21 protein-coding genes are annotated in these 22,289 nt (G+C 48.7%); 9 read left to right on the top strand and 12 right to left on the bottom strand.

Features of this window, described 5'->3' with window-relative positions; translation table 11 throughout:
- Nucleotides 1-148: 148 nt before the first annotated feature.
- On the top strand, nucleotides 149-1,465 hold the full coding sequence (locus ABDZ76_RS06620) for an NAD(P)H-dependent oxidoreductase (protein ID WP_343803373.1): 1,317 nt from the start codon (nucleotides 149-151) through the stop codon (nucleotides 1,463-1,465).
- Nucleotides 1,466-1,512: 47 nt separating this feature from the next.
- On the opposite strand, the gene ABDZ76_RS06615 is transcribed toward ABDZ76_RS06620, so the two are convergent.
- From ABDZ76_RS06615 to ABDZ76_RS06580, 8 genes are all read right to left on the bottom strand, one after another.
- On the bottom strand, nucleotides 1,513-2,244 hold the full coding sequence (locus ABDZ76_RS06615) for an ATP-dependent Clp protease proteolytic subunit (RefSeq protein WP_343803370.1): 732 nt from the start codon (nucleotides 2,242-2,244) through the stop codon (nucleotides 1,513-1,515).
- Between the two features lie 107 nt (nucleotides 2,245-2,351).
- Nucleotides 2,352-3,752, bottom strand: coding sequence for an NAD(P)(+) transhydrogenase (Re/Si-specific) subunit beta (locus ABDZ76_RS06610; RefSeq protein ID WP_343803367.1), 1,401 nt, complete (start codon nucleotides 3,750-3,752; stop codon nucleotides 2,352-2,354).
- Nucleotides 3,753-3,763: 11 nt separating this feature from the next.
- The gene (locus tag ABDZ76_RS06605; protein ID WP_184219429.1) at nucleotides 3,764-4,183 is read right to left on the bottom strand and encodes an NAD(P) transhydrogenase subunit alpha part 2; all 420 of its coding nucleotides are present in this window, start codon (nucleotides 4,181-4,183) and stop codon (nucleotides 3,764-3,766) included.
- On the bottom strand, nucleotides 4,183-5,532 hold the full coding sequence (locus tag ABDZ76_RS06600; protein WP_343803363.1) for a Re/Si-specific NAD(P)(+) transhydrogenase subunit alpha: 1,350 nt from the start codon (nucleotides 5,530-5,532) through the stop codon (nucleotides 4,183-4,185). The genes ABDZ76_RS06605 and ABDZ76_RS06600 overlap by 1 nt, the downstream gene beginning before the upstream one ends.
- Before the next feature lie 267 nt (nucleotides 5,533-5,799).
- Nucleotides 5,800-6,021, bottom strand: coding sequence for an aa3-type cytochrome c oxidase subunit IV (locus ABDZ76_RS06595; RefSeq protein WP_343803360.1), 222 nt, complete (start codon nucleotides 6,019-6,021; stop codon nucleotides 5,800-5,802).
- 214 nt (nucleotides 6,022-6,235) lie between these two features.
- A complete protein-coding gene (locus ABDZ76_RS06590) occupies nucleotides 6,236-6,976 on the bottom strand; it encodes an N-acyl amino acid synthase FeeM domain-containing protein (protein WP_343803357.1) in 741 nt (246 codons plus the stop codon).
- Nucleotides 6,977-7,123: 147 nt separating this feature from the next.
- A complete protein-coding gene (locus tag ABDZ76_RS06585) occupies nucleotides 7,124-9,433 on the bottom strand; it encodes a putative bifunctional diguanylate cyclase/phosphodiesterase (RefSeq protein ID WP_343803354.1) in 2,310 nt (769 codons plus the stop codon).
- Between the two features lie 317 nt (nucleotides 9,434-9,750).
- Nucleotides 9,751-10,494, bottom strand: a complete 744-nt coding sequence (locus tag ABDZ76_RS06580) for an SDR family NAD(P)-dependent oxidoreductase (protein ID WP_343803351.1) — start codon at nucleotides 10,492-10,494, stop codon at nucleotides 9,751-9,753.
- Between the two features lie 354 nt (nucleotides 10,495-10,848).
- Between ABDZ76_RS06580 and ABDZ76_RS06575 the strand changes: the two genes are divergently transcribed.
- A complete protein-coding gene (locus tag ABDZ76_RS06575) occupies nucleotides 10,849-11,610 on the top strand; it encodes a gamma-glutamyl-gamma-aminobutyrate hydrolase family protein (protein WP_343803348.1) in 762 nt (253 codons plus the stop codon).
- Nucleotides 11,611-11,674: 64 nt separating this feature from the next.
- Here ABDZ76_RS06575 and ABDZ76_RS06570 read toward each other — a convergent pair whose 3' ends face one another.
- Nucleotides 11,675-12,646, bottom strand: a complete 972-nt coding sequence (locus tag ABDZ76_RS06570) for a 2-hydroxyacid dehydrogenase (protein ID WP_343803345.1) — start codon at nucleotides 12,644-12,646, stop codon at nucleotides 11,675-11,677.
- Nucleotides 12,647-12,673: 27 nt separating this feature from the next.
- A complete protein-coding gene (locus ABDZ76_RS06565; protein WP_343803342.1) occupies nucleotides 12,674-13,693 on the bottom strand; it encodes a LacI family DNA-binding transcriptional regulator in 1,020 nt (339 codons plus the stop codon).
- Between the two features lie 215 nt (nucleotides 13,694-13,908).
- On the opposite strand from ABDZ76_RS06565, the gene ABDZ76_RS06560 reads away from it, so the two are divergent.
- From ABDZ76_RS06560 to ABDZ76_RS06550, 3 genes are all read left to right on the top strand, one after another.
- Complete coding sequence (locus ABDZ76_RS06560) at nucleotides 13,909-14,670, top strand: creatininase family protein (protein WP_343803339.1); 762 nt, start codon at nucleotides 13,909-13,911, stop codon at nucleotides 14,668-14,670.
- A gap of 108 nt (nucleotides 14,671-14,778) precedes the next feature.
- Complete coding sequence (locus tag ABDZ76_RS06555; protein WP_343803336.1) at nucleotides 14,779-15,930, top strand: CobW family GTP-binding protein; 1,152 nt, start codon at nucleotides 14,779-14,781, stop codon at nucleotides 15,928-15,930.
- Between the two features lie 3 nt (nucleotides 15,931-15,933).
- Entirely contained in the window at nucleotides 15,934-16,908 is a 975-nt protein-coding gene (locus tag ABDZ76_RS06550; protein ID WP_343803333.1) for a WD40 repeat domain-containing protein, read from the top strand.
- Nucleotides 16,909-16,980: 72 nt separating this feature from the next.
- On the opposite strand, the gene ABDZ76_RS06545 is transcribed toward ABDZ76_RS06550, so the two are convergent.
- Nucleotides 16,981-17,910 (bottom strand): alpha/beta hydrolase, encoded by a 930-nt coding sequence (locus ABDZ76_RS06545; protein ID WP_343803330.1) that lies wholly within the window; start codon nucleotides 17,908-17,910, stop codon nucleotides 16,981-16,983.
- A 230-nt stretch (nucleotides 17,911-18,140) separates the two neighbouring features.
- Between ABDZ76_RS06545 and ABDZ76_RS06540 the strand changes: the two genes are divergently transcribed.
- Entirely contained in the window at nucleotides 18,141-19,193 is a 1,053-nt protein-coding gene (locus ABDZ76_RS06540; protein ID WP_343803327.1) for an Lnb N-terminal periplasmic domain-containing protein, read from the top strand.
- Here the strand turns inward: ABDZ76_RS06540 and ABDZ76_RS06535 are convergent.
- Nucleotides 19,174-19,521 carry a RidA family protein gene (locus tag ABDZ76_RS06535; protein ID WP_343803324.1) on the bottom strand — a complete coding sequence of 116 codons (348 nt, stop codon included), beginning with the start codon at nucleotides 19,519-19,521 and terminating at the stop codon, nucleotides 19,174-19,176. The genes ABDZ76_RS06540 and ABDZ76_RS06535 overlap by 20 nt on opposite strands.
- Nucleotides 19,522-19,853: 332 nt before the next feature.
- Here ABDZ76_RS06535 and rpmH point away from each other — a divergent pair, with 332 nt between their 5' ends.
- From rpmH to yidC, 3 genes are read left to right on the top strand one after another with little or no spacing between them, the layout of a single operon-like run.
- Complete coding sequence (gene rpmH, locus ABDZ76_RS06530; RefSeq protein WP_184219470.1) at nucleotides 19,854-19,988, top strand: 50S ribosomal protein L34; 135 nt, start codon at nucleotides 19,854-19,856, stop codon at nucleotides 19,986-19,988.
- Nucleotides 19,989-20,024: 36 nt separating this feature from the next.
- Nucleotides 20,025-20,459: a ribonuclease P protein component gene (gene rnpA / locus ABDZ76_RS06525; protein ID WP_343804695.1), complete on the top strand. Its 435-nt coding sequence runs from the start codon at nucleotides 20,025-20,027 to the stop codon at nucleotides 20,457-20,459.
- Nucleotides 20,449-22,287: a membrane protein insertase YidC gene (yidC, locus tag ABDZ76_RS06520; RefSeq protein ID WP_343803320.1), complete on the top strand. Its 1,839-nt coding sequence runs from the start codon at nucleotides 20,449-20,451 to the stop codon at nucleotides 22,285-22,287. The genes rnpA and yidC overlap by 11 nt, the downstream gene beginning before the upstream one ends.
- Nucleotides 22,288-22,289: the final 2 nt, after the last annotated feature.

The following is a 22,289-nucleotide window of genomic DNA, read 5'->3' as shown; positions in this document are numbered from 1 at the left end:
ATCCAACTTAACTGATGATGAATCGACTTTTAACCATTTGCCGATTATTGAACACTAGACTTAACAGGAATCCATATCCTGTACAGGAATGAAAACAAAACTCTTTAGTCAGAGAGACAACCACAATCAATCCATGTGGAGGATATAAATGGCAACCAATGTGGAACTGATCGGCCTTGCACGCGATATGCAGGCACGCGCCGACACCGGTAGACCTGTTCGTATCGGCTTGATCGGCTGCGGCGAAATGGGCACCGACATTGTCACTGCCGTTGCCCGTATGCCCGGTTTAAAAGTCGGTGCAATCTCCACTCTGACGCTCTCCAATGCGCTGCGTGCTGTTGATATTGCCTATCAGGAACTGGGTCATGCGCGTGAAGTATCGACGCTTGACGATCTCAATGCCACCATGGAAGCAGGTAAAATTGCTGTGACCGGCAATGTAGATCACATCCTCAATAGCGGTCTGATTGATGTGATCGTTGATGCAACCGGTATTCCGGCAGTGGGTGCGGAAATCGGCCTTCGTGCGATGGAACACGGCAAGCATCTGGTAATGATGAATGTCGAAGCAGATGTTACCATCGGCGCTTATCTGAAAACTGAAGCCCAGCGCCTCGGAGTGACTTATTCGCTTGGCGCAGGCGACGAACCATCCTCCTGCATGGAGCTGATCGAGTTTGTATCCGCGATGGGCTATCCGATTGTTTCAGCCGGTAAAGGCAAAAACAATCCGCTCAATATTGATGCCATTCCTGATGACTATATGGAAGAAGCCAAGCGCCGTAATATGAATGTGCGCTTGCTGGTGGAATTTGTTGACGGCTCCAAAACCATGGTGGAAATGGCAGCGATTGCCAATGCCACCGGCCTTGTGCCGGATAAAGCCGGTATGCACGGCCCTGCCGCATCAGTTGACGAGCTGGCAAGCGTTTTGATTCCTGAAAAAGACGGCGGCGTTCTTTCACGCAAAGGCGTGGTGGATTTTAGCATCGGCAAAGGCGTGGCACCGGGTGTATTCGTTGTCGCCGAGATGTCTCATCCGCGTATCATTGAACGTATGGAAGACCTGAAGCTTGGCAAAGGCCCTTACTTTACTTTCCATCGCCCTTACCACCTCACTTCGCTGGAAGTGCCGCTTACCTGCGCTCGTGTCGCACTTTATGGCAAAGCAGATATGGTGCCACTTTCCAAGCCGATCGCAGAGGTTTGCGCTTTGGCTAAAAAGGATATGCAGACTGGCGAGAAACTCGATGCAATCGGCGAATATTGCTACCGTTCATGGATTATGACGGCGCAAGAAGCACGCAGTGTGAAAGCTGTCCCTTGCGGCATGCTGACCGGCGCCAAGGTGATCAAACCGATTAAAAAAGGTGAACTGATCACCTATGACAATGTGGAAATTCCGGTTGGCTCTAAACTGGCAGAATTGCGCGCGCGTCAGGACAAGATGATTTACGGCTAAGCCGAAATCTACGCCCGATTAAATAATATCGGGCGTAGACTTGATACCTAAATCAAGTTCGCTAAAGCTGAGTTAGGTTTATCGAAAATGTAAATTGTTGCCGCAGCGGGTAAAATTTTCTCTGCTATTTGTTGAGAAAGTCCAATCTTCACCGCTTCATTGCTATCAATAAATTTCGCAAAAAATTCGCTCTTGGTAATATCAATGATTTGTTGTTGCGATAACGATGTACAAGCGGCATAAATCTCTGACATCTTTTCGCTTACTTTACTTAAACGTTTTTCCATCCGCTTAAGAACATCCGGCTTACCGCCTCCACGGATCCCATAACTCGCCGGCGCGTGCAAATAAAATTCATTTTGTTGCATTGCACTCCGCTGCGTGCCCGCGCAATACATAATGGATGCCATAGAAGCAACAAAACCAGCACCAATTGTATTCACAGGAATAACAGAGCTTTTAATAGCCCAATAAGCAGTCCATCCGGCATCCACATCGCCACCACCACTGTTCAGGTAGAGATTAATGGCCCGGGCTTTGGGATATTTAATATTAATCTTGTCTAGCGCATGTTGAAGCTCGACAACTTTACTATCACTCACCTCGCCATAAAAATAAATATTAGCGTCTTTCCCCTCAAGATTGCCAATGACCGGTTTCTTACCCTCCACACCTGACGATGCTGTTTTTTCCGGCATTTCAAAAGTGGTTTCCGCGTAAACGTGATCTGTCAGCGTGAAAATCATGACTGACACAAACAGTGCTTTTTTAAAAAACATTCGCACCCCAAAACTCATTAAATAAAAACTCGATATAATAAAAAAAGGGCGGCTTCTTTCGAAAACCGCCCTTTTTTACAATAAACAAAGTTTATTTTAGCATAGCCTTAGTGATCAAGCGCTTTGACGATATTTTCAACCATCTTCTTCGCATCAGCAAAAAGCATCATGGTGTTGTCGCGGAAGAACAATTCGTTTTCCACGCCGGCATAACCGGAACCCATGCCGCGTTTGATGAACAGAACCGTACCAGCCTTATCAACATCCAGAATAGGCATGCCGAAGATCGGAGATTTAGGATCTGTTTTCGCTGAAGGGTTGGTCACGTCATTCGCACCAATCACGAAGGCAACATCAGCAGTAGCGAACTCGGAATTGATATCTTCCAGCTCAAACACTTCATCATAAGGCACATTGGCTTCCGCCAGAAGCACGTTCATATGGCCAGGCATACGACCCGCAACCGGATGAATGGCATATTTAACCTCAACGCCTTCAGCCTTGAGCTTATCTGCCATTTCACGCAGCGCATGCTGTGCCTGTGCAACCGCCATACCATAACCCGGTACGATGATAACTTTGGCTGCATTTTTCATGATGAAAGCCGCATCATCTGCCGAGCCCTGCTTGACCGGACGCTGTTCAACAACACCACCGACAGCAGCTGATGTATCAGCACCAAAGCCGCCAAGGATCACGGAAATGAACGAACGGTTCATACCCTTACACATGATGTAACTGAGGATCGCACCGGAGGAACCCACCAAAGCACCGGTAATAATCAGTGCCAGATTGCCAAGCGTGAAACCGATACCAGCCGCAGCCCAGCCTGAATAGGAGTTGAGCATCGACACAACCACCGGCATATCCGCGCCACCGATCGGGATAATGATCAGCACACCGAACAGCAGTGAAAGCGCAACAATCATCCAGAACACAGTGTGGCTTTCGGTCATCACCAGCATCACCACCAGCACAACAATGGCAATCGCTAATGCTGCATTGATGAAATGACGACCCGGCAGCGTGATCGGCTGGCCGGACATACGTCCGTCAAGCTTCAAAAACGCAATAACCGAACCGGTGAAGGTAATCGCACCAATGGCAACACCGATGGAAATTTCCACTAATGCCTGACCGTGGATAGAACCCAGCTCACCGATACCAAAGGAATGCGGTGAATAAACCGCTGCCGCTGCCACCAGCACCGCTGCCATACCGATCAGCGAGTGGAAAGCTGCAACGAGCTGTGGCATCGCCGTCATGGCGATACGACGTGCAATGACCGCACCAATACCGCCACCGATGGCAATACCGGCAACAATCAGCATCAAACCATTAGCGCTTGGACGTGCCAGCGCCAGAGTGGTCAGAATGGAAATCGCCATACCGATCATACCATACATATTGCCCTGACGGCTGGTGGTCGGATGCGACAGGCCGCGCAATGCCATAATAAACAGCACGCCGGAAACCAGATATAGAAAGGCCGCTAAATTAACACTCATTGTTCAGCCTCTCACTTATCTTTTTTCTTATACATGGCGAGCATGCGCTGGGTGACCAGAAAGCCGCCAAAAATATTTACACTGGCAAGAATAAGGGCAACAAAGCCAAATCCGGTTGCCCAACCGCTCAATGACAAGCCTACAGCCAGCAAAGCGCCGACAACGATAACGGAAGAAATCGCGTTGGTAACCGCCATCAAAGGCGTGTGAAGTGCCGGTGTTACCGACCAGACCACATAATAACCAACGAAGATCGACAGAACAAAAATCGCTAAGCGGAAGACGAACGGATCAACCACGCCGCCTGAAGCCTGATGCACAACCGCAGCCGCTGCATCGCCCAGACCGGTCGTACCTTCTGCGGCCTGACGCACCGCTTCCATAGCATCGCTCAAGCCATTCAGAGCTTTTTCAAGTGCAGAATTTTCCATTATGCTTCTCCTCCGCCTTTTGTGGTTTTAGGCGCAGTTTTACGCTTCGGGCTTGCTGGCTTTTCCGTAAGCTCAGCTTTTTTAGCACTTGCAGCTTTGGCTTTTGCCGGAGCTTTGGCAGCAGCCTTTGGCTTAGCCGCAGTTTCTTTAGCTGCTGGTGCTTTCACCGCTGCTTTTGCAGCTACAGGCTTTTCAACCTTCGCAGCCGCCTGAACCGGAACATTTTCAAAGGCCGGATGAACAATCTTGCCTTCATGGGTCAGCAATGTTGCCTTGACCAGCTCATCTGCCGGATCAATCGCAAAAGCTTTGCTGTCTTTGTTCACCAATGTTTCAAGGAAGGCATAAAGGTTGCGTGCATAAAGCTGCGAAGCCGTTGCCGCAATACGGCCTGCTACATTATGGTGACCAACGATTTTTACACCGTTTGCTTCCACAACTTCGCCAGCCTTGGCACCTTCAACATTGCCACCGCGCTCAACTGCCAGATCCACCAGCACAGAACCCGGACGCATGCTGGCAACCATCTGTGCCGAAACCAGCTTTGGTGCCGGACGACCCGGAATAAGCGCGGTGGTGATCACGATGTCCTGCTTGGCAATGTGATCTGCCACCAGAGCGGCCTGTTTGGCCTGATAGTCTTTCGACATTTCTTTGGCATAGCCGCCAGCAGTTTCAGCTGCTTTAAATTCTTCGTCTTCAACAGCAATAAACTTGGCACCCAGAGATGCCACCTGCTCTTTGGCCGCAGGGCGCACATCAGTTGCGGTTACAACCGCACCCAACCGACGCGCAGTCGCAATAGCCTGCAAACCGGCAACGCCGGCACCCATAACAAAGACGCGTGCGGCTGGCACAGTACCGGCAGCTGTCATCATCATCGGCAGCGCACGATCATATTCAGCCGCGGCATCAATCACTGCCTGATAACCGGCAAGGTTTGCCTGTGAGGACAAAACGTCCATCACCTGCGCGCGCGTTATGCGCGGCATAAATTCCATCGTGAAAGCAGAGATACCGGCCTGCGCCAGTGCTGCTACTTCTGCCTCTGCCCCATACGGGTCAAGCATGGCAAACAGTGCTGCACCGCGTTTATAGGTTTTCAGCTCGCTCGCAGAAGGACGGCGCAGTTTTAAAATAACATCTGCTTTTGCCGCGTCAGCTGCGGAAACGATACGTGCACCCGCGCCTTCATATTCTTTATCTGTAATGCGGGATTTTTCACCCGCTCCCTTCTCGACGATAATATCAAATCCGAGAGCGGCGAATTTTTTCACCGTCTCTGCTGAAGCAGCTACGCGACTTTCAGTCGAATCTGATTCTTTGGCTATAAATAGTGTTTGGGCCAAGCTTATCTCCCTCTTATCAAGACCCGAACACTACATAGCAGCCTTCAGGCCTCACACATCTTCTACAAACAATACCAATTCAAAAAACCAGCCATCACATCATCAGCCGCTTAATAATAAGCAGCTGATTGGAAGCACCAGAACTGGAGCGGAGTAACAGCATATTTTTCGTCAACAAGACATCGCTCACGCTGATGAGAGCGCTAAATCCTTGATTTAAAATATTTTTGTCACTCTTCCAAGTGGAAAAACTGACTTCTTATTAATTCAAAGAATAAACCAGGCAGCAATCATAACTAAAAAGAACACGACTGCACCGGAGATGAAACCACCGACAAAAAAGCCGAATGCCATTGCAATCAGCAAAGAAACCAAAGCCGTTGTGCCCCATTTTACCAAGCTGACAAAACCATTATAGGTCTGTTCGTGCTCTGGATAATCCATGGTCGCGCCAAGTTCCAACGAGGTATTATTTGCTGTATTTGCCATTTTTTTGTTCACCCATTCTGATCGTTAATAATTTTCATATCGAAAATACTACAAAAGTTCAATCTGCCGACGGCAAAACTCGGGTTTTCACATCATAAAAAGTGGAAAACTATTTCACCGCCCAAATTTCACCATGATGACAAAACCTCACCATAATGAAACAGTGCTCTTTCTCTCTAAATTTCAGCCGCAACCAAAATGGTTCTACGTGCACTCAACTCTCTTGAAAAAGATATTTTGCAGTCGGTAAAATCGTCAGTGGCACAGGCCCTGCCATTGGATCAGCAAACATTGCGCGCCGCTCATGCGGCTGTGAATTAAAGAACGGAAAACGCTCCATCACATTGTCGCGGATTGCTTTAATCGGTGCGCCGCTCAAACCCACCAAAATACCATAGCCCTGATGTGAACGTGGCTCGGCCAAAATAACCGACTTAAAAATCCGGCGATAAAAAGCCATATGTTCCGGCTTTACCGCTGACAGACATTGGTCAGCCTCAAAAAACTCCGATGCCATGGTGGCAATGCGCAAAGTCATATAAGGAATAGCCGGATATTCACTTAAAACGGAAGGCTCGGCGGCAAAACGTGTCGGATCAACAAAGCTTTCGCCCCTGTCCAGCATCGGATCAAGAATGTCAGGAAAAAGCGCGTAGCTCGTGCCTTTGCGATGTTCAGGTGTAATATGATGCACACGCAGCGTGCTGACCAGCTGCCCGTCAATATAAACCCCATAGACATAAGCATGGCTATCAAGATCAATATCATCAATGATGGAAGGCACACTACCGGCATCCATAACATTGCGTGTCATGTAGGAGCGATAACGCAAGCGACCAACTTCTTCCAGATCTTCACCACTGATCACGCGGCGATATTCGACCCGATCCAAAAACTGTAACAGCTGTCTGGCAAAATTAGAAACAGGCGGCTGCGCCACCGTTGTGTCCGACATTCAAAGAGCCCCGCCACCCAAGACATTGAATCAGTCGCGGAGCTTTGGAAAATCAAACTCCCGACTTTTAAATTTAAGCATATCTCAAGTGAATCATCACGCGGTAACTGTCAATAACAAATAAAATATTCAGTGTTTTACACGAATTTATGATGATGGCTTATGAGGCAACACCGAACCTGTACTACTGATAATCGGTCGTCCGATATAATCACGCACAGATGCAACCGGCATTGGCTTACCCATCAAATACCCTTGAATGAGATCGGCACCGGCAGCAATACGTACAAGCGCCAGCTGTTCTTCAGTTTCCACCCCTTCAACGGTCACGCCTAAGCCCAGCTCATGGGACAAATGCGTCACCCCGCGCAACAACATCAGTGAGCGGCGGTCTTCCACAATATTGCGCACAAAAGAGCGGTCGACTTTCACTTTGGTCAATGGCAGCGAGTTCAAATAGCTCAAGCTGGAATAGCCGGTACCAAAATCGTCCAAGGCAATATTAATGCCTTCGTTTTTTAAAGATTGCAGCACCAGTGCAGTATTGTAACCGTCATTGATAATCGCACTCTCCGTCACTTCCACTTCCAAAAGATGCGGCGGAAGATTAGCATTGATAAGCGCATCAGCAATCATCTGTGTAATATTAGTATTGGCCAAATCAATGGCAGACAGGTTGACAGATACACCAACCTCGCCACCCCATTGCGCACAATCGAGACAAGCCTGACGCAGCATAAAACGGGTGATCTCAGAGATAACACCCATTTCTTCAGCCAGCGGAATATATTCAGCCGGAGAAATGGCGCCTAACTCCGGATGCTGCCAGCGCGACAGAGCCTCACAGGCAACCACGCGCAGAGAATGGGCACTGACAATCGGCTGATAAACAACACTCAACGCGCCCTCAGAAATAGCCTTGCGAAGCTCACCTTTCAGGCGCTGACGACTGCGATATTTGACATCCATCGCCTCTTCAAAAATCGCCCATTTCTTATGCTCATTGGATTTGGCTTCATAAAGCGCCAAATCAGCACGGATATGCATATCACTGACATCACATTTACCAGCTTCACAAACGGCCACACCCATATTGATATGGACGAGCACCTGCCCCGCATCCAACTTATAAACGCCAGTAACCGTATCCAGAATATGTTTGACGATTGCTTCGATTTCAGACTGCTCATTCAGACTGGCGACATAAACAACAAACTCGTCTCCGCCAAAGCGTGAGACGACAAAACGCTTGGAATCCAACTCCCCCAAACGAATAGCAAACAGCCTGAGAAGCTCATCACCGGCATGATGACCAAGCGTATCATTGACATGTTTGAAGTGATTAATGTCGATAACGATGAGACCGGAATAAGCAACTTTCGGGTTCTGCGCTTTTAATGAGCGCACCATCGTATCAAAATAGCTGCGGTTCGGCAGTCCGGTCAGGCTGTCATAACGTGCCATATGCTGAATTTGTGCTTCGGCCTCAACACGCTGGGTCACATCATCAAGGATAAGAACCGGCCCGCCATCTTCACGCTGGTTTCCAATACATTCCACATAGCGATTATTAGCAAACTGGAAAATATCGCGCTTGCGCATACCGCTTAAAATATCATCAACCCGCGCACTGACATTACGGAAATCATTATGCGGAAAAACGCCTTGCAAACTACAATAGCGCAACACTGTTTCTATAGAGCGGCCTTGAATTCTCGTGCCTTTGGCGATGCGAAGCATTTCAATGGCCCGATCATTAATGACAGAGATTTTCTTATCCCCGTCAAACATAATCAGCCCTTGTGGCATATTATTCAAAGCCGCATCAAATCGGCTGGCCGCAATCGACAAACTATGCTTGCCCATAATCGCTTCAAATAAGAAACGACGCAAACCATTGGCCATCTGAATATTAGTCAGGAAATACGGCACCAACAACAAACCGGCAACCATCTGGAAACGTGTGCCGCCCAGAAAAAAGCCAATCAGAACCGGCACAATCGCCGAGATCGACATTAAGAGTACCGCAGCCGCTGAAGGATAATTACGCCCGACAATCGAGGCAACTGATCCCATCAAAACCGCAAGACTGGTTAGTTCGGCAAATGAATCACGGGCAACATAAGTACTGTAGAAACATACGAGTCCAAGCAGCAAACAAACCAATGAGGCACCAATCAGATAGCGCCCTTCCCAATGGTTCAATTGTTCATGCGTCATAGAAGCGGTTCTGGCGCGATCAAAACGCGACATATCAAACAAGCGACCACTTGTGACAATACAAAAACCAACAGCAAACCAGAGATAAGCGACATCACGGGTTTTAAAGAAAATAACACCGCAACCGACCAGATGTGCAACTAGGCCGAACCAAAGGGTTGTCCGGTGCCCGTAAAGCGACCGCATAAAAGATAGCCGAACATCTTCTGGTATGTCGGTGCGCCGGCGCATTGCCATATTCTACCCAATTCTCCTTAATTGGTTTTTTATATCGTTAATCAATTAAAAAATGATTTCTAATAACAAACCAATTAGTTGTATTTGCAACAATACTCACAACCGGTTTTCGCGTACCGAAATATATTCAAAGTATTAAATAATATTACGCGCAGCCGAACCTCAAGAGCCAATAATTTTAAGCTCACGTATAGCTTTCAAAAAAAATATTACAAACACACATAAAATAAGGCATTATTTTTGCGAATATACCCATTCAAAAAGCTAGCCCTAAAATTTGGCACATAGATATAAAACTGCAAGCTGTCAGTTATCACTTACAAATTATGACCGCCATCAATCGTGATTATTGTACCGGTCATATAAGCACTGGCATCAGAAGCAAGCATTAAAACCGCTCCATCCAGATCGCATAATTCGCCCAGACGGCGCATCGGATTTTGTGCTTTTAAAAAGCCTGCCGCAGGCCCTTCCAGCAAATCAGCATTAATACCGGTGGGAAACCAGCCCGGTGCAATCGCATTCACGCGGATCGAGTTTTGCGCCCATTCCACCGCCAATGCGCGGGTCATTTGCGAAATAGCTGCTTTCGACATCGAATAGGCAGCCGCGCCTTTTTGCACGCGCTCAGCCAAAATACTGGTCGTATTAATAATAGCACCGGCTTTTTTAGCTGCAATCATCCGCTTGGCAGCGGTTTGTGCAACCATAAAAGCACCACCCACATTGACGCTGAAAATATGCTCGAGCATATCACAGCTCGTATCAATGGCACGCGATTGGTGCGCAACACCGGCATTATTGAAAACCACATCAACTGTGCCAAATCTGGCTTCAGCCTTGTCAAAAATACTGGTCACATCTTCATGTTTGGTTACATCTGCCGTGATGTAATAAACACGGCCGGAATGAATTTCCGGCTCAACTTGTGTAAAGCCAACACAAACAACATATGCACCATGCTCTGCCAGAAGTGTAACGATCCGTTGCCCGATACCCGATGACCCGCCAGTCACAACAATGACTTTATCCTTGACGGAAAATAGCTCGCTGCCCGTCATACTTCCCCTCAGATTAAAATCTTCTTCTTACTCATTGGTCATAATATACTTTTTCAACTACCGACAAGGCTGTTTGATTAAAAGTTTTGTCCGATCAGTCACATAATTTAGATTTATGGGTTCATTGTACCTTTTATACACAGTTTGCCCCCACAAAATCAGATATTGCTTCATTAAATGCCGATGCTTATTTCAGCAAAAAAGAATTTTCATTAGGCCATTGCATATTGCCTGACTTTTAGGAAAACTCGCGCCATATCTATATTGCTGTCATGCCATTGCCTTCCTTAGAGAATAGGCATTTTCCTAGCGAAGCACGACAACAATAATTAAAATTTATAACAGGGTTATTATATGTCCGACATGAAGCGTCCGCTTGTTGCTATTCCCTCTGATTTAAAAAAGATCGACAATGTCAGCTGGCATGCCGTCTCCGAGCAATATTTGGTTGCTGCCGCAGAAATTGCCGGCCTCACTCCGATTATGATCCCGGCAATGGGTGATGCCATCAGCATTGACGCGATATTGGAAGCGGTTGACGGTGTTCTGCTCTCCGGTGCGGTCTCTAATATTTACCCCGACTATTACGGCGTTGAAGCAAGTCAGGCCTATGAACCCTTCGATCAGGCACGCGATGCCACCACACTGCCTCTGATCCGCAAAGCGATTGAAAAAGGTGTGCCGCTTTTGGCAATCTGCCGCGGGCTGCAAGAGCTCAATGTGGCTTTGGGCGGCTCACTGGCAACTGAAATTCATGAGATCGACGGTCGCAACGATCATCGCTCGCCAACCAGCGATAATCGTGATGAATGCTACCGCCTTGCTCATCCGGTGACAATTGAGCCGGATTCATGCCTTGCAACCATCATCAATGCAGAAACAATTACCGTTAATTCACTGCATCGTCAGGCAATCGATCAGCTAGCGCCAAGCCTGACAGTCGAAGCCAGCGCCGAAGACGGCACAGTGGAAGCCGTTTCGGTTAAAAATGCCAAAAGCTTTGCACTCGGCACGCAGTGGCATCCGGAATATTGGGCAAAAACCGATACCCCATCCCGCCAGATTTTCGAAGCATTCGGTGATGCGGTTCGTGCCCACCACCAAAAACGCAGCTGATTATTATCAGCGCAACTAATAAAAAAAGCCCCGTATTGAACGCTCAATACGGGGCTTTTTGCAATTAGTATGGACGCGTCACTGTTTTCGTTTCCCATACAGGTGTCACCACCTCGCCTGAGCCAAACCAGCCAAGCAGATTATCAATCACCAGATTGCTCATATTCTGTCGTGTCAGCTCCGAGGCGGAAGCAATATGCGGCAACAGCACGGCATTTTCCATTTGCATCAATTCTGCCGGCACATGCGGTTCTTTTTCAAACACATCAAGACCGGCAGCAGCAATCACACCATCTTGCAGCGCTTTGATAAGCGCTTTTTCATCCACCAGCGAGCCACGGCCGACATTAATCAAAACGCCGTTTTTGCCTAAAGCTTCCAGCACATATTTATTCACCGCATGATTGGTTTCTGCACTTGCCGGTGCCACCAAAATTAAGGTGTCGACAGCTTGAGCAAGCTCCAGCAAGCTTGGATAATAAGTGTAGGAGACATCCGCCGCTTTGCTGCGATTGTGATAAGAAACCGGCAGATTAAAAGCTTCGATACGGCGCGCAATCGCCTTGCCGATGCGGCCAAGACCAAAAATGCCGACTTTACGCTCACGCAACGACAATTTGGAAAGCGGATAACCGCCTTGTTGCCATTTACCTTGCAACAGATGGTTCTGCGCACGTGGCAATTCACGCACTGTATTAATCAGCAAACCAAGCGCGGTGTCAGCCACTTCTTCGGTCAGCACATCCGGCGTATTAGTAACCATGATGTTTTTCTGTGCTGCATATTGGGCATCAATACCATCATAACCAACGCCAAAATTGCTGATAATTTCCAAATGAGGCAGCTGATCCATCAAGCTGTTAGGAAATCTCACCCCAATACTGTTAATCACAGCCTTGATAGCAGGCAGGTCAGCCGTTTCAAGCTTACTGCCGTCGCCATCAACCAAATGGATCAGATCAAATTCAGGTTTTAAGCGCTCCAACACGGTTGTATTAAACTTGCCCAAAACCAGTATTGTCTGTTTCTGACCCATCGTTCCATCCCTTACTTTATAATAACGTCAGCTTTTCTTCGGCTTCGTCGTCGATTGACGAATATGCAGCTCCGGATGGATCAACTCCTGCGGCACCGGAACCGGCACACCATTGAGCTGATCCAGTAAAGCACGCGCCGCACGCCGCCCTACTTCGCGCTGGCCGTTCCAGACAGTTGTCAGCGCCGGTGTGGCAATGGCTGCCTCTTCCAGATCATCATAGCCGGTAACCGAAATATCTTCACCAGGTATCAGTCCTGCACGGGCAATACCATTCATCAAACCAATAGCGGTCAGATCATTCCAGCAAACGGCCGCAGTCGGTTTATCTTTTAAAGCTAAGAATTGCGGCGCGACTTCAAAGCCGCCTTGCTTAGTACGCGGCCCCTGAATGCGCCATTCAGGTTTAACTTCGAGACCGGCCTTTTCCATCGCCATCATATAACCACGATAACGGTCACGACCGGTCGATGTCTGATCGGTGCCCCCGATCATGGCGATCTTTTTATGACCGAGCGAAATCAGATGATTAGTGGCAAGGCTCATACCATAAGCATCATCACCACGGAAAACCGGCGCATCAACACCTTCAACGCTACGCGCAATCAGCACGATCGGCAGACCGTTATCCTCGGCAAGCTGAATATCTTCCGCAGGTGTGCCAATCGCCGGAGACATAATCACGCCATCCGCACCAAGCTGCAATAAAGTGTCGATAAATGTGCGCTGCTTTTCCAACTGGTCATAATGGTTGGAGAGAATGAATGTCTGGCGCGAGCGATCAAGCTCGGTTTCAATCGAGCGCAAAATCTCGGCAAAAAACGGGTTCATGATGTCATGCACCACCACACCGACAATGCCGGAACGCGATGTGCGCAGACTGGCCGCACGGCGATTATAAATATAACCGATCTCGCGGGCATGTTCTTTAATCTTATCGCGGGTCTGGTCAGCCACCAAAGGGCTGTCACGCAATGCCAGTGAAACAGTCGCAGTGGAAACACCCAATGCATCAGCAATGGTGGATAGCTTAATTTTTTGAGCCACGACGCCTCCTGTTCAACCCCCGTTAACCTGATATTTTTCAGGTCGCTTCCCGCTTTGGCAGGACAATGTCGCATATTTTTACACAAGCATGCACATAAATATGCCTTATATAATAAGGTTTAGTAAATTGCTCTGGTAATGAGATCAATATGGAATGATATGAATTCTGTCATTGCAGCGATAAATTGAAGCTTACATCAAACGGAATGGTAAAAGTGACCTCTGAAACCACCGAAAAAACCGAAAATCAAAAAATTGCCGTTCTGCCGCTTGGCGCACATGAACAGCACGGAAGCCACCTGCCGTTTGAAACTGATACAATCATTGCGCAAGGCATTGCCGATCGTCTGCAAGAAACCATCTCAGGCAAGCTTGATGTCGTTTTTTTACCGGCTGAACCGGTGGGCTATTCCGTTGAGCATATGGATGTTGCAGGCAGCAAAACCCTTTCCTTTGATGAAGCCGTCAATCAATGGATTGCAGTTGGTGCATATTTACACGCCCAAGGCATCCGCAAATTAATGCTGCTGAATGCGCATGGCGGTAATTCGCCCCTCCTCACCATTGTAGCGACCGAATTACGTGTCCGTTACAACATGCTGGTGGTTGCCACCAGCTGGACACGTTTTGGTGTGCCTGAAGGCTTAATCAATCCGCAAGATAAATCCCTCGACATTCACGGCGGCTTTATTGAAACATCGGTGATGCTGGCTTTACGGCCTGATCTTGTCACCATGAGCAAGGCTGAAGATTTCGGCAATCTTCAGGCGGAGTTTATCCAAAAATTCAAACATCTTCGTGCCTATGGCCCGCATGCCTTTGGCTGGAAAATGAGCGATTTGAACGAAAAAGGCGTCGCAGGCAATGCACAAGCTGCCAATACACAAGCCGGTGAAAAACTGATTGCCCATGCGGTCAAAGGTTTAAGCGAATTGCTGGATGATATCAGCCATTTCGATTGCACGGACTTAAAATAAGCCCCAATGATGTGCATAAGAGTGTATGTAATAGTATAGCATTTCACGGATCGATCCCCTATATCCGTCTTCTGATTAAATCCGCATCCAAATTGAGAGGCGATCATTATGAGCCAAGAGCAAACTGAAGCCGCAACCACACCGAACCGTATTCCCGTTACCGTTCTTACCGGATATTTAGGCTCAGGAAAAACCACGCTCCTCAACCGTATCCTCACCGAAGCCCACGGCAAACGCTATGCCGTTGTGGTCAATGAATTTGGTGAAATCGGCATTGATAATGATCTGATCGTCGAATCCGACGAAGAGATTTACGAAATGAACAATGGCTGCATTTGCTGCACCGTGCGTGGTGATCTTATCCGCGTGGTAGAAGGTTTGATGCGCCGTCCGGGTCGTTTTGATGCCATTATCGTTGAAACCACCGGTCTTGCTGATCCGGTGCCGGTTGCACAAACATTCTTCATGGATGACGATGTGCGCGCCAAAACCAGCCTTGATGCCGTTGTGGCACTGGTTGATGCCAAACATCTGCCGCTGCGCCTGAAAGACAGCCGTGAAGCAGAAGACCAGATCGCTTTTGCGGATGTGGTACTGCTTAACAAAACCGATCTCGTCAGCGAAGATGAACTGGCCAAGATTGAAGCAACCGTGCGTGCCATCAACCCGCATGCCACCATCCACCGCACAGAGCGTGCCAATATCGCGCTTGACCGCGTGCTGAACCGCGGCGCTTTTGATTTGCAGCGCGCGCTGGATAATGATCCGCATTTCCTCGATCACGATCATCCGGACCATGTTTGCGGGCCTGATTGCGACCATGATCACGGACATGACCATCACCACCACCATCATGATCACGACCACAGCTGTGGCCCTGATTGCGACCATGACCATGGGCATGACCACGATCATCACCATCATCATGATCATAGTCATGAACACGGCAAAGCATCCGACATTCATGATGTGACAGTGACATCGATTTCATTGCGCACTGGTGAATTGGATCCGGAAAAATTCTTCAGCTGGATTCAGGATATCACCCAGACCCAAGGCCCGAATATTCTGCGTCTTAAAGGCATTATGGCCTTTAAAAACGACAATGACCGCTATGTCATTCAAGGCGTACATATGATCATCGAAGGCGATCACCAGCGCCCTTGGAAGGATGATGAAAAACGCGAAAGCCGCCTTGTTTTCATCGGACGCAACCTTGACAAAGAAGCTCTGAAAGCCGGTTTCGAGGCCTGTAAATAAGCCATGCCAACACTTGCTCCTTTTGATCTGGAAGGCCATTGCCTTCTCACTTGCTTCGTCAACGATATTCCGTTTTTTGTCATGGCAGACGGCACTGTGCATTGGCAGGATAACGGCCACCAGCAGGTGAGCGCACATGATGGTATTCTATGCGCCACATTAAGTTTTGACGGCAAAAACATCCTCACCGGTGGTGAGGATGGCCGCGTCTGCCGCATTGATGCATCCGGCAAAGTCACTGAAATTGCCCATCAACCACGCAAATGGATCACCACAATTGCCAGCGGCCCGCACGGGATGGTGGCATTTGGCTCAGGCCGTATTGCATGGGTGCTGGGTTCTGACGGCAAATTACAGGAATTTGCGCAGGAACGCAGTGTTGAAGGCATCGCTTGCGCACCTAAAGGCCAGCGTATTGCCATTGCCCGTTATAATGGTGCCGCTCTGATCTGGACGGGAACCGCTGCAAAACCTGTCGATCTGGATTGGAAAGGCGCACATATTGATGCAACTTTCTCGCCCGATGGCCGCTTTCTGGTTACCTCCATGCAGGAAAATGCGCTGCATGGCTGGCGCTTAGAAGATAACCGCCATATGCGTATGACCGGCTATCCGGCCAAGATCAAAAGCTGGTCGTGGAGCGTCAAAGGCAAATGGCTTGCCACCTCCGGCGCTTCTGCTGCCATTGTCTGGCCTTTTGGCAGCAAAGACGGCCCGATGGGCAAAGCACCGTTAGAACTTGGTATGCGCGGCGACACGATGGTCACATCAGTCTGCTGTCACCCAAGCGAGGACATTGTCGCGATCGGCTATCAGGATGGCATGATTATGGTGGTGCGTTTTGCCGACAGCAAAGAAGTGCTGCTACGCCGCCCGGGCAAAAGCGCCATTTCCGGTATGGGCTGGGACAAAGCTGGTCACCGCCTCAGCTTCGGCTCTGAAAATGGTGATTGCGGCCTGATCGATATCACCGCGTAACAGTCAATATATCAGAGCGCCCGTTCATATTGCGAAAGCTGACGTGGCGCTCTAACACTTTAAAATTATGCTCTAATCTTTTTTGGGCTTCACTTTCACATCCGTCAGCGTTGCGCCATCAAGCGAAGCTAACCATTGGCGGATCATCTGGCGGTCTTTCAAGCCCAACATATGGCCGGAATCCACCATTTCGGCATCCAGCTTTGCCCCGCTGCGGCGCAAGGCATCCGACAAAGCAGGCGCAAAAGGTGAATATAATTTATCCTGCTCACCGGTAATCGTCAGCACCTGCACTTTGCTCAAATCGGCTTTTGGCATTTGTGCCAGCACCGGCATTGAGCGCATCAGCACCGCCCGACGCACCAGATCGGAATGCATAAACATCGTGGCTGCCAGCAAATTGGCACCATTGGAATAGCCGACGAATGTCGCGTTCGGCAGATCAAGATTTTCCTTCTCAGCCAGCTTGCTTAAAAAGACAACAAAAGCATCCGCTTCAAGCTGCACATCTTTTTCATCAAACTTCACGGCAGTAATTTTACGATACCAACGCGTACCGCCATCCTGCAAAACGCGCCCGCGCACACCAAGCAGCACAGCTCGTGGCCAGACACGGCGCGCCAATGGCACAAGGCTTGCTTCATTGCCGCCAGAGCCGTGCAAAAGCACAACCAGTTCACGTGAAGCGCTACCACCTTCCATCTCGTCAGGATGGTAAAACTGATAAATAAAGGTTGGATTACGAACCAGATTTTCTTTGGGCGTTACTGCCTTATCATCAGGTTTTTTACTCGGATCAATCATGATAAGCCCCTCTCCGGTCGGGCTGACTTGCGCAGGCTTTGCCTTTATCGGCGTTTGGGTGTCACCGGACGAAACCGTCTGCTTATTACCGGACACAGAAGCCAAAGAAAGCGTATCCGCGGATGCCGCAGAGCTCAAAAGCGCCAAACCGGATAAAGTTCCGATAGCCAAAAATGATTTTAAGAAGCCATTTACCATAACTAAGTTTTTGCCACCTAAATATTAGGCATTGGTTAAAAATGCTGGTCACACATAATTAAACACCGAGTTTGGCAAAAATAATACAAATTTGGTTTCACGAAAACCGAATTACGCTGGATTTTTTAAACTTTATTACCTAGCCTTCTGTCAGATGCGGATCAGCACCCTCATGCGCGAAAGCTCATCATGTTGAAAACAAATAAACAGGCGAGGATCGTTTAAGCGTAATGAATAATTACGACTGGCTCAATATTACCATCAAGCTCATCCTCTGCCCTGTCGCGATTGCCTTTTTCATCTGGGCGAGTTGCGCCATCTGGTTTCAAGCCCCTTTTGGCACTTTAATGCGGATCGCAATCATCGTCTTATGGTTTGGTGTGCTGATCTGGTATTTATGGAGTGAGCGTCATGCCTCCCCATGGCCGCGCCGCGCCGTTTTTCTTTGTTTGTGCCTTGCTATTTTAGGCTGGTGGGCAACCATCAAACCATCGCTTAACCGCATCTGGGCAGCAGAAGTTGCCCATACCGTGACCGGCACAATAAACGGCGACATGGTAACGCTCGACAATATCCGCGATTTTGAATGGGAAAGCGAAGGCAAATATCAAATCCGCTGGAAGAGCGAGACTTATGATCTGAGCACCATCACCTCAACCGATGCCTTTCTCTCTTATTGGACCGGCCCTGCCATCGCGCATACCTTGGTTTCTTTTGGTTTCGCCGATGGCCGCCATATCGTCTTTTCCGCAGAAATCCGCAAAGAACATCACGAAGAATTTTCCACCATCGGTGGTTTTTTCCGCAAATTTGAGCTGGCTATGATTGCTGCCGAAGAAAGCGACATTATCTTCACGCGCACCAATATCCGCGGCGAGCAGGTTTATCGCTACCCGATCAATATTCAGCCGGAAACTGCCAAAATGCTGTTTTTGAGCTATGTGGAAAATGCCAATCGTCTGGCGAAAGAACCGGAGTTTTACAATACGCTTTTAACCAATTGCACCACAGTCATTTATGAAATGGCCAAGTTGATGGATCCGGGTATTGTCTTTGATTACCGTATTCTGCTGTCAGGCTATGCGCCTTATTATCTTTATGACCACGAGCTGATTTCCACATCAGACACGGCAGAACACACAGTCGCCAAAGCCCATATTAACGAGCTGGCGAAAGGCGACGCGGAAAATTATTCACGTCGTATTCGCCAGCCTGTTTCTGTCGATCAGCTGGACAAATTGCCAGCGCCGACTTTTACAACCATTAGTCCAGCGCTGCCGTAATAATGATTTCTACTTTATAATCAGGGCTGGCGAGCTTTGCCTCGCCGGTCGCACGAGCTGGTGTATTAGCCGGATCAACCCAGGCTTCCCATGCTTTGTTCATTTCGCCAAAATCAGCCATGTCATCCAGCCAGATAATAGCTTGCAGGATTTTGGACTTATTGGTGCCAGCCTTCGCCAGAGCCGCGTCAATTTCTGCGCAAACATCTTGTGTCTGTTGAAAAACGCTCCCACCCGGATTACCCACCTGACCAGACAGATAGACGGTATTGCCGTGAATCACGACTTCACTCATACGCGGGCCGACTTCAATACGACGAATGCTCATGTTAAACTCCTGCTTTGAAAGGTCATTGTTTCAAGCGTTACCGCTTAAATTTTTATCCCCTTATGCAGAGCATATTTATTTTCACCACAGCAATCACTTTTTTTATCAGCAGTCGTTTTTTTAAACGACTTTAATCCCGATGATTGCACAATGAACAGGCTGTTTCAGAGCGCTTTACTTGTGATTGACTCAAAAGGCCGCATTCTCTATAAGCCCCAGCATATTCGTAAACATTTGACATCTGGCCAAAAGCCGGAATGTTTTTGTTAAATGAATTCGCTCCTGTTCAAGATACAGAACCAAGAAGGGCCGCACACCGCGGTATTAAATAAATGAAGCGTACATACCAACCATCTAAGCTCGTCCGTAAGCGTCGCCACGGATTCCGTTCACGCATGGCCACCACTGGCGGTCGTAAAGTTATTGCCGCTCGCCGCTCCCGCGGTCGTAAGCGGTTGTCCGCATAATTCGCAACCGCGCTTTATAGCGCGGCCATGAGCGAAATGGACAAAATAACGAACAAACAAACACTCCGCCTTCGCAAGAGAGCGGAGTTTTTGACTGTAAGGAATGGCGAAAAACGCCGTGGCCCCTTGTTTCTAATGGAAGTGCGGGGCCGCACGCCAGAAGAATCGGCTACTGCTAAAATTGGCAACGCAACGCGGGTTGGCTTTACGGTTACCAAGAAAAACGGCAATGCTGTTATTCGCAATCGTATCCGCCGCAGGCTTCGAGAAGCCGTGCGCTGTCATGCAGCAGATGACATGCAGCCTTCAACCGACTATGTGATTGTTGCACGAAGAGAGGCACTCACTGCGCCCTTTCTGACCCTTGCTCAAGAAATTGCCAAACGCGCCAAGCGCAGCAATGAAAATGGCAGGTCGGACAAGAAGCGCCGAAGCGAACGACCGGAATCAGGACCCGTCAATGGAAAATAATCGAAATTTCTTCATCACCATTGCCCTGTCCATCCTCATACTGACACTCTGGCAGGTCTTTTACATGGGCCCCAAGTCGGAAGCCCAGCGTGAACAGACACGCATTGAGGAGCAGCAGCGTCAGGCACAAACCGCCACGCAGCAGGGCAATACAGCCAATACTGGCTCTGGTGATACACCCCAATTGCAGCAATCCGCTGATACTATTCCGGGTCAGGTTCCGGGGTCTGACAATGTTGCCGCAGGCTCATTGAGCCGCGATGCAGCTCTTGGTCAGTCCAAGCGTATTGCCATTGAAACACCGGCACTTCGTGGTTCGATCAATCTCACCGGTGCCCGTCTTGATGATCTGTTCCTGAACAATTATCATGAAACCGTTGATGACAAATCGCCGAATATTGAACTCTTGGCACCTTCTGCCTTGCGTCAGGGCTATTTTGTTGAACTTGGCTTTGCCGGTAATGATACAACCGGTGCAGTTCCGGGTCCAAGCACGGTCTGGGCTGTAGAAGGCAATGACAAGCTTACCCCTTCAACACCGGTAACTTTGTCCTTCACCAACGAAAAGAACATCACTTTCAAACGTACCATCTCGGTAGATGACGCTTATCTCTTCACATTTGAAGACAGCATCATCAATGAAGCAGGCGTGCCTGTATCGCTGGCCTCTTACGGCCGCGTCACCCGCTTCAACCAGCCTGAACATGCAAGCGCCACCTACGTGCTGCACGAAGGTCTGATTGGTGTGATGGGTGAAGACGGTCTTCAGGAAATCAAATATTCCAAGATCGAAGACAACAAAGACATGCCGTTTAAGGATGTTTCCGGCGGCTGGCTTGGCATCACCGATAAATATTGGGCGGCAACTCTTATTCCGCCACAGGCCGAAAAATACACAGCCCGTTTCTCCCACTTCACCAATGACCGTCCGCGCTATCAGGCTGATTTCCTGAGCGAGCCGATCACTGTTGCTGCCGGTGAAACACAAAAGCTGACCAATCATGTTTTTGCCGGTGCAAAAGTTGTTTCCGACATCAAAAAATATGAAGAAAAGCTCAGCATTAAAAATTTCGAACTGCTGATCGACTGGGGCTGGTTCTACTTCATCACCAAGCCGATGTTCTACCTGATTGACTGGATCTATAAGTTCTCAGGCAATTTTGGTGTCGCTATTCTGGTGGTAACCGTTATCCTCAAAGGTCTGTTCTTCCCGCTTGCCAACAAGTCCTATGCTTCGATGGCACGTATGAAGATGATGCAGCCTGCCATGCTTGAAATCCGTGAAAAATATGCGGATGACAAGGTCAAGCAGCAGCAGGAAATGATGCAGCTCTACAAGCGCGAAAAGATCAACCCGCTGGCCGGTTGCTGGCCGGTGCTGGTACAGATCCCTGTCTTCTTCGCGCTCTATAAGGTTCTTTATGTCACCATCGAAATGCGCCATGCGCCTTTCTTTGGCTGGATTCACGACCTTGCTGCGCCGGATCCGACCTCGCTGTTCAACCTGTTCGGTCTGTTGCCATATGATGTACCGCAGTTCCTGATGGTTGGTGTCTGGCCTCTGATCATGGGTATCACCATGTTCTTGCAGATGCGTATGAACCCGACCCCTCCGGATCCGACACAGGCGATGATCTTCACATGGATGCCGATCATCTTCACCTTCATGCTTGCAGCTTTCCCTGCAGGTCTCGTCATCTACTGGGCATGGAACAATACGCTCTCCATCACCCAACAGGCGATCATCATGAAGCGTCAGGGTGCTAAGATCGAATTGTTCGATAATCTCAAGGCGATCTTTAAGAAAAAGCCCAAACCGGCTAAATAATC

It is taken from the genome of Paenochrobactrum glaciei, from assembly GCF_039522165.1.
Lineage (GTDB): Bacteria > Pseudomonadota > Alphaproteobacteria > Rhizobiales > Rhizobiaceae > Paenochrobactrum > Paenochrobactrum glaciei.
The sequence above is the reverse complement of the archived record's forward strand: the minus strand, read 5'-3'. Positions and strand labels throughout refer to the sequence as shown.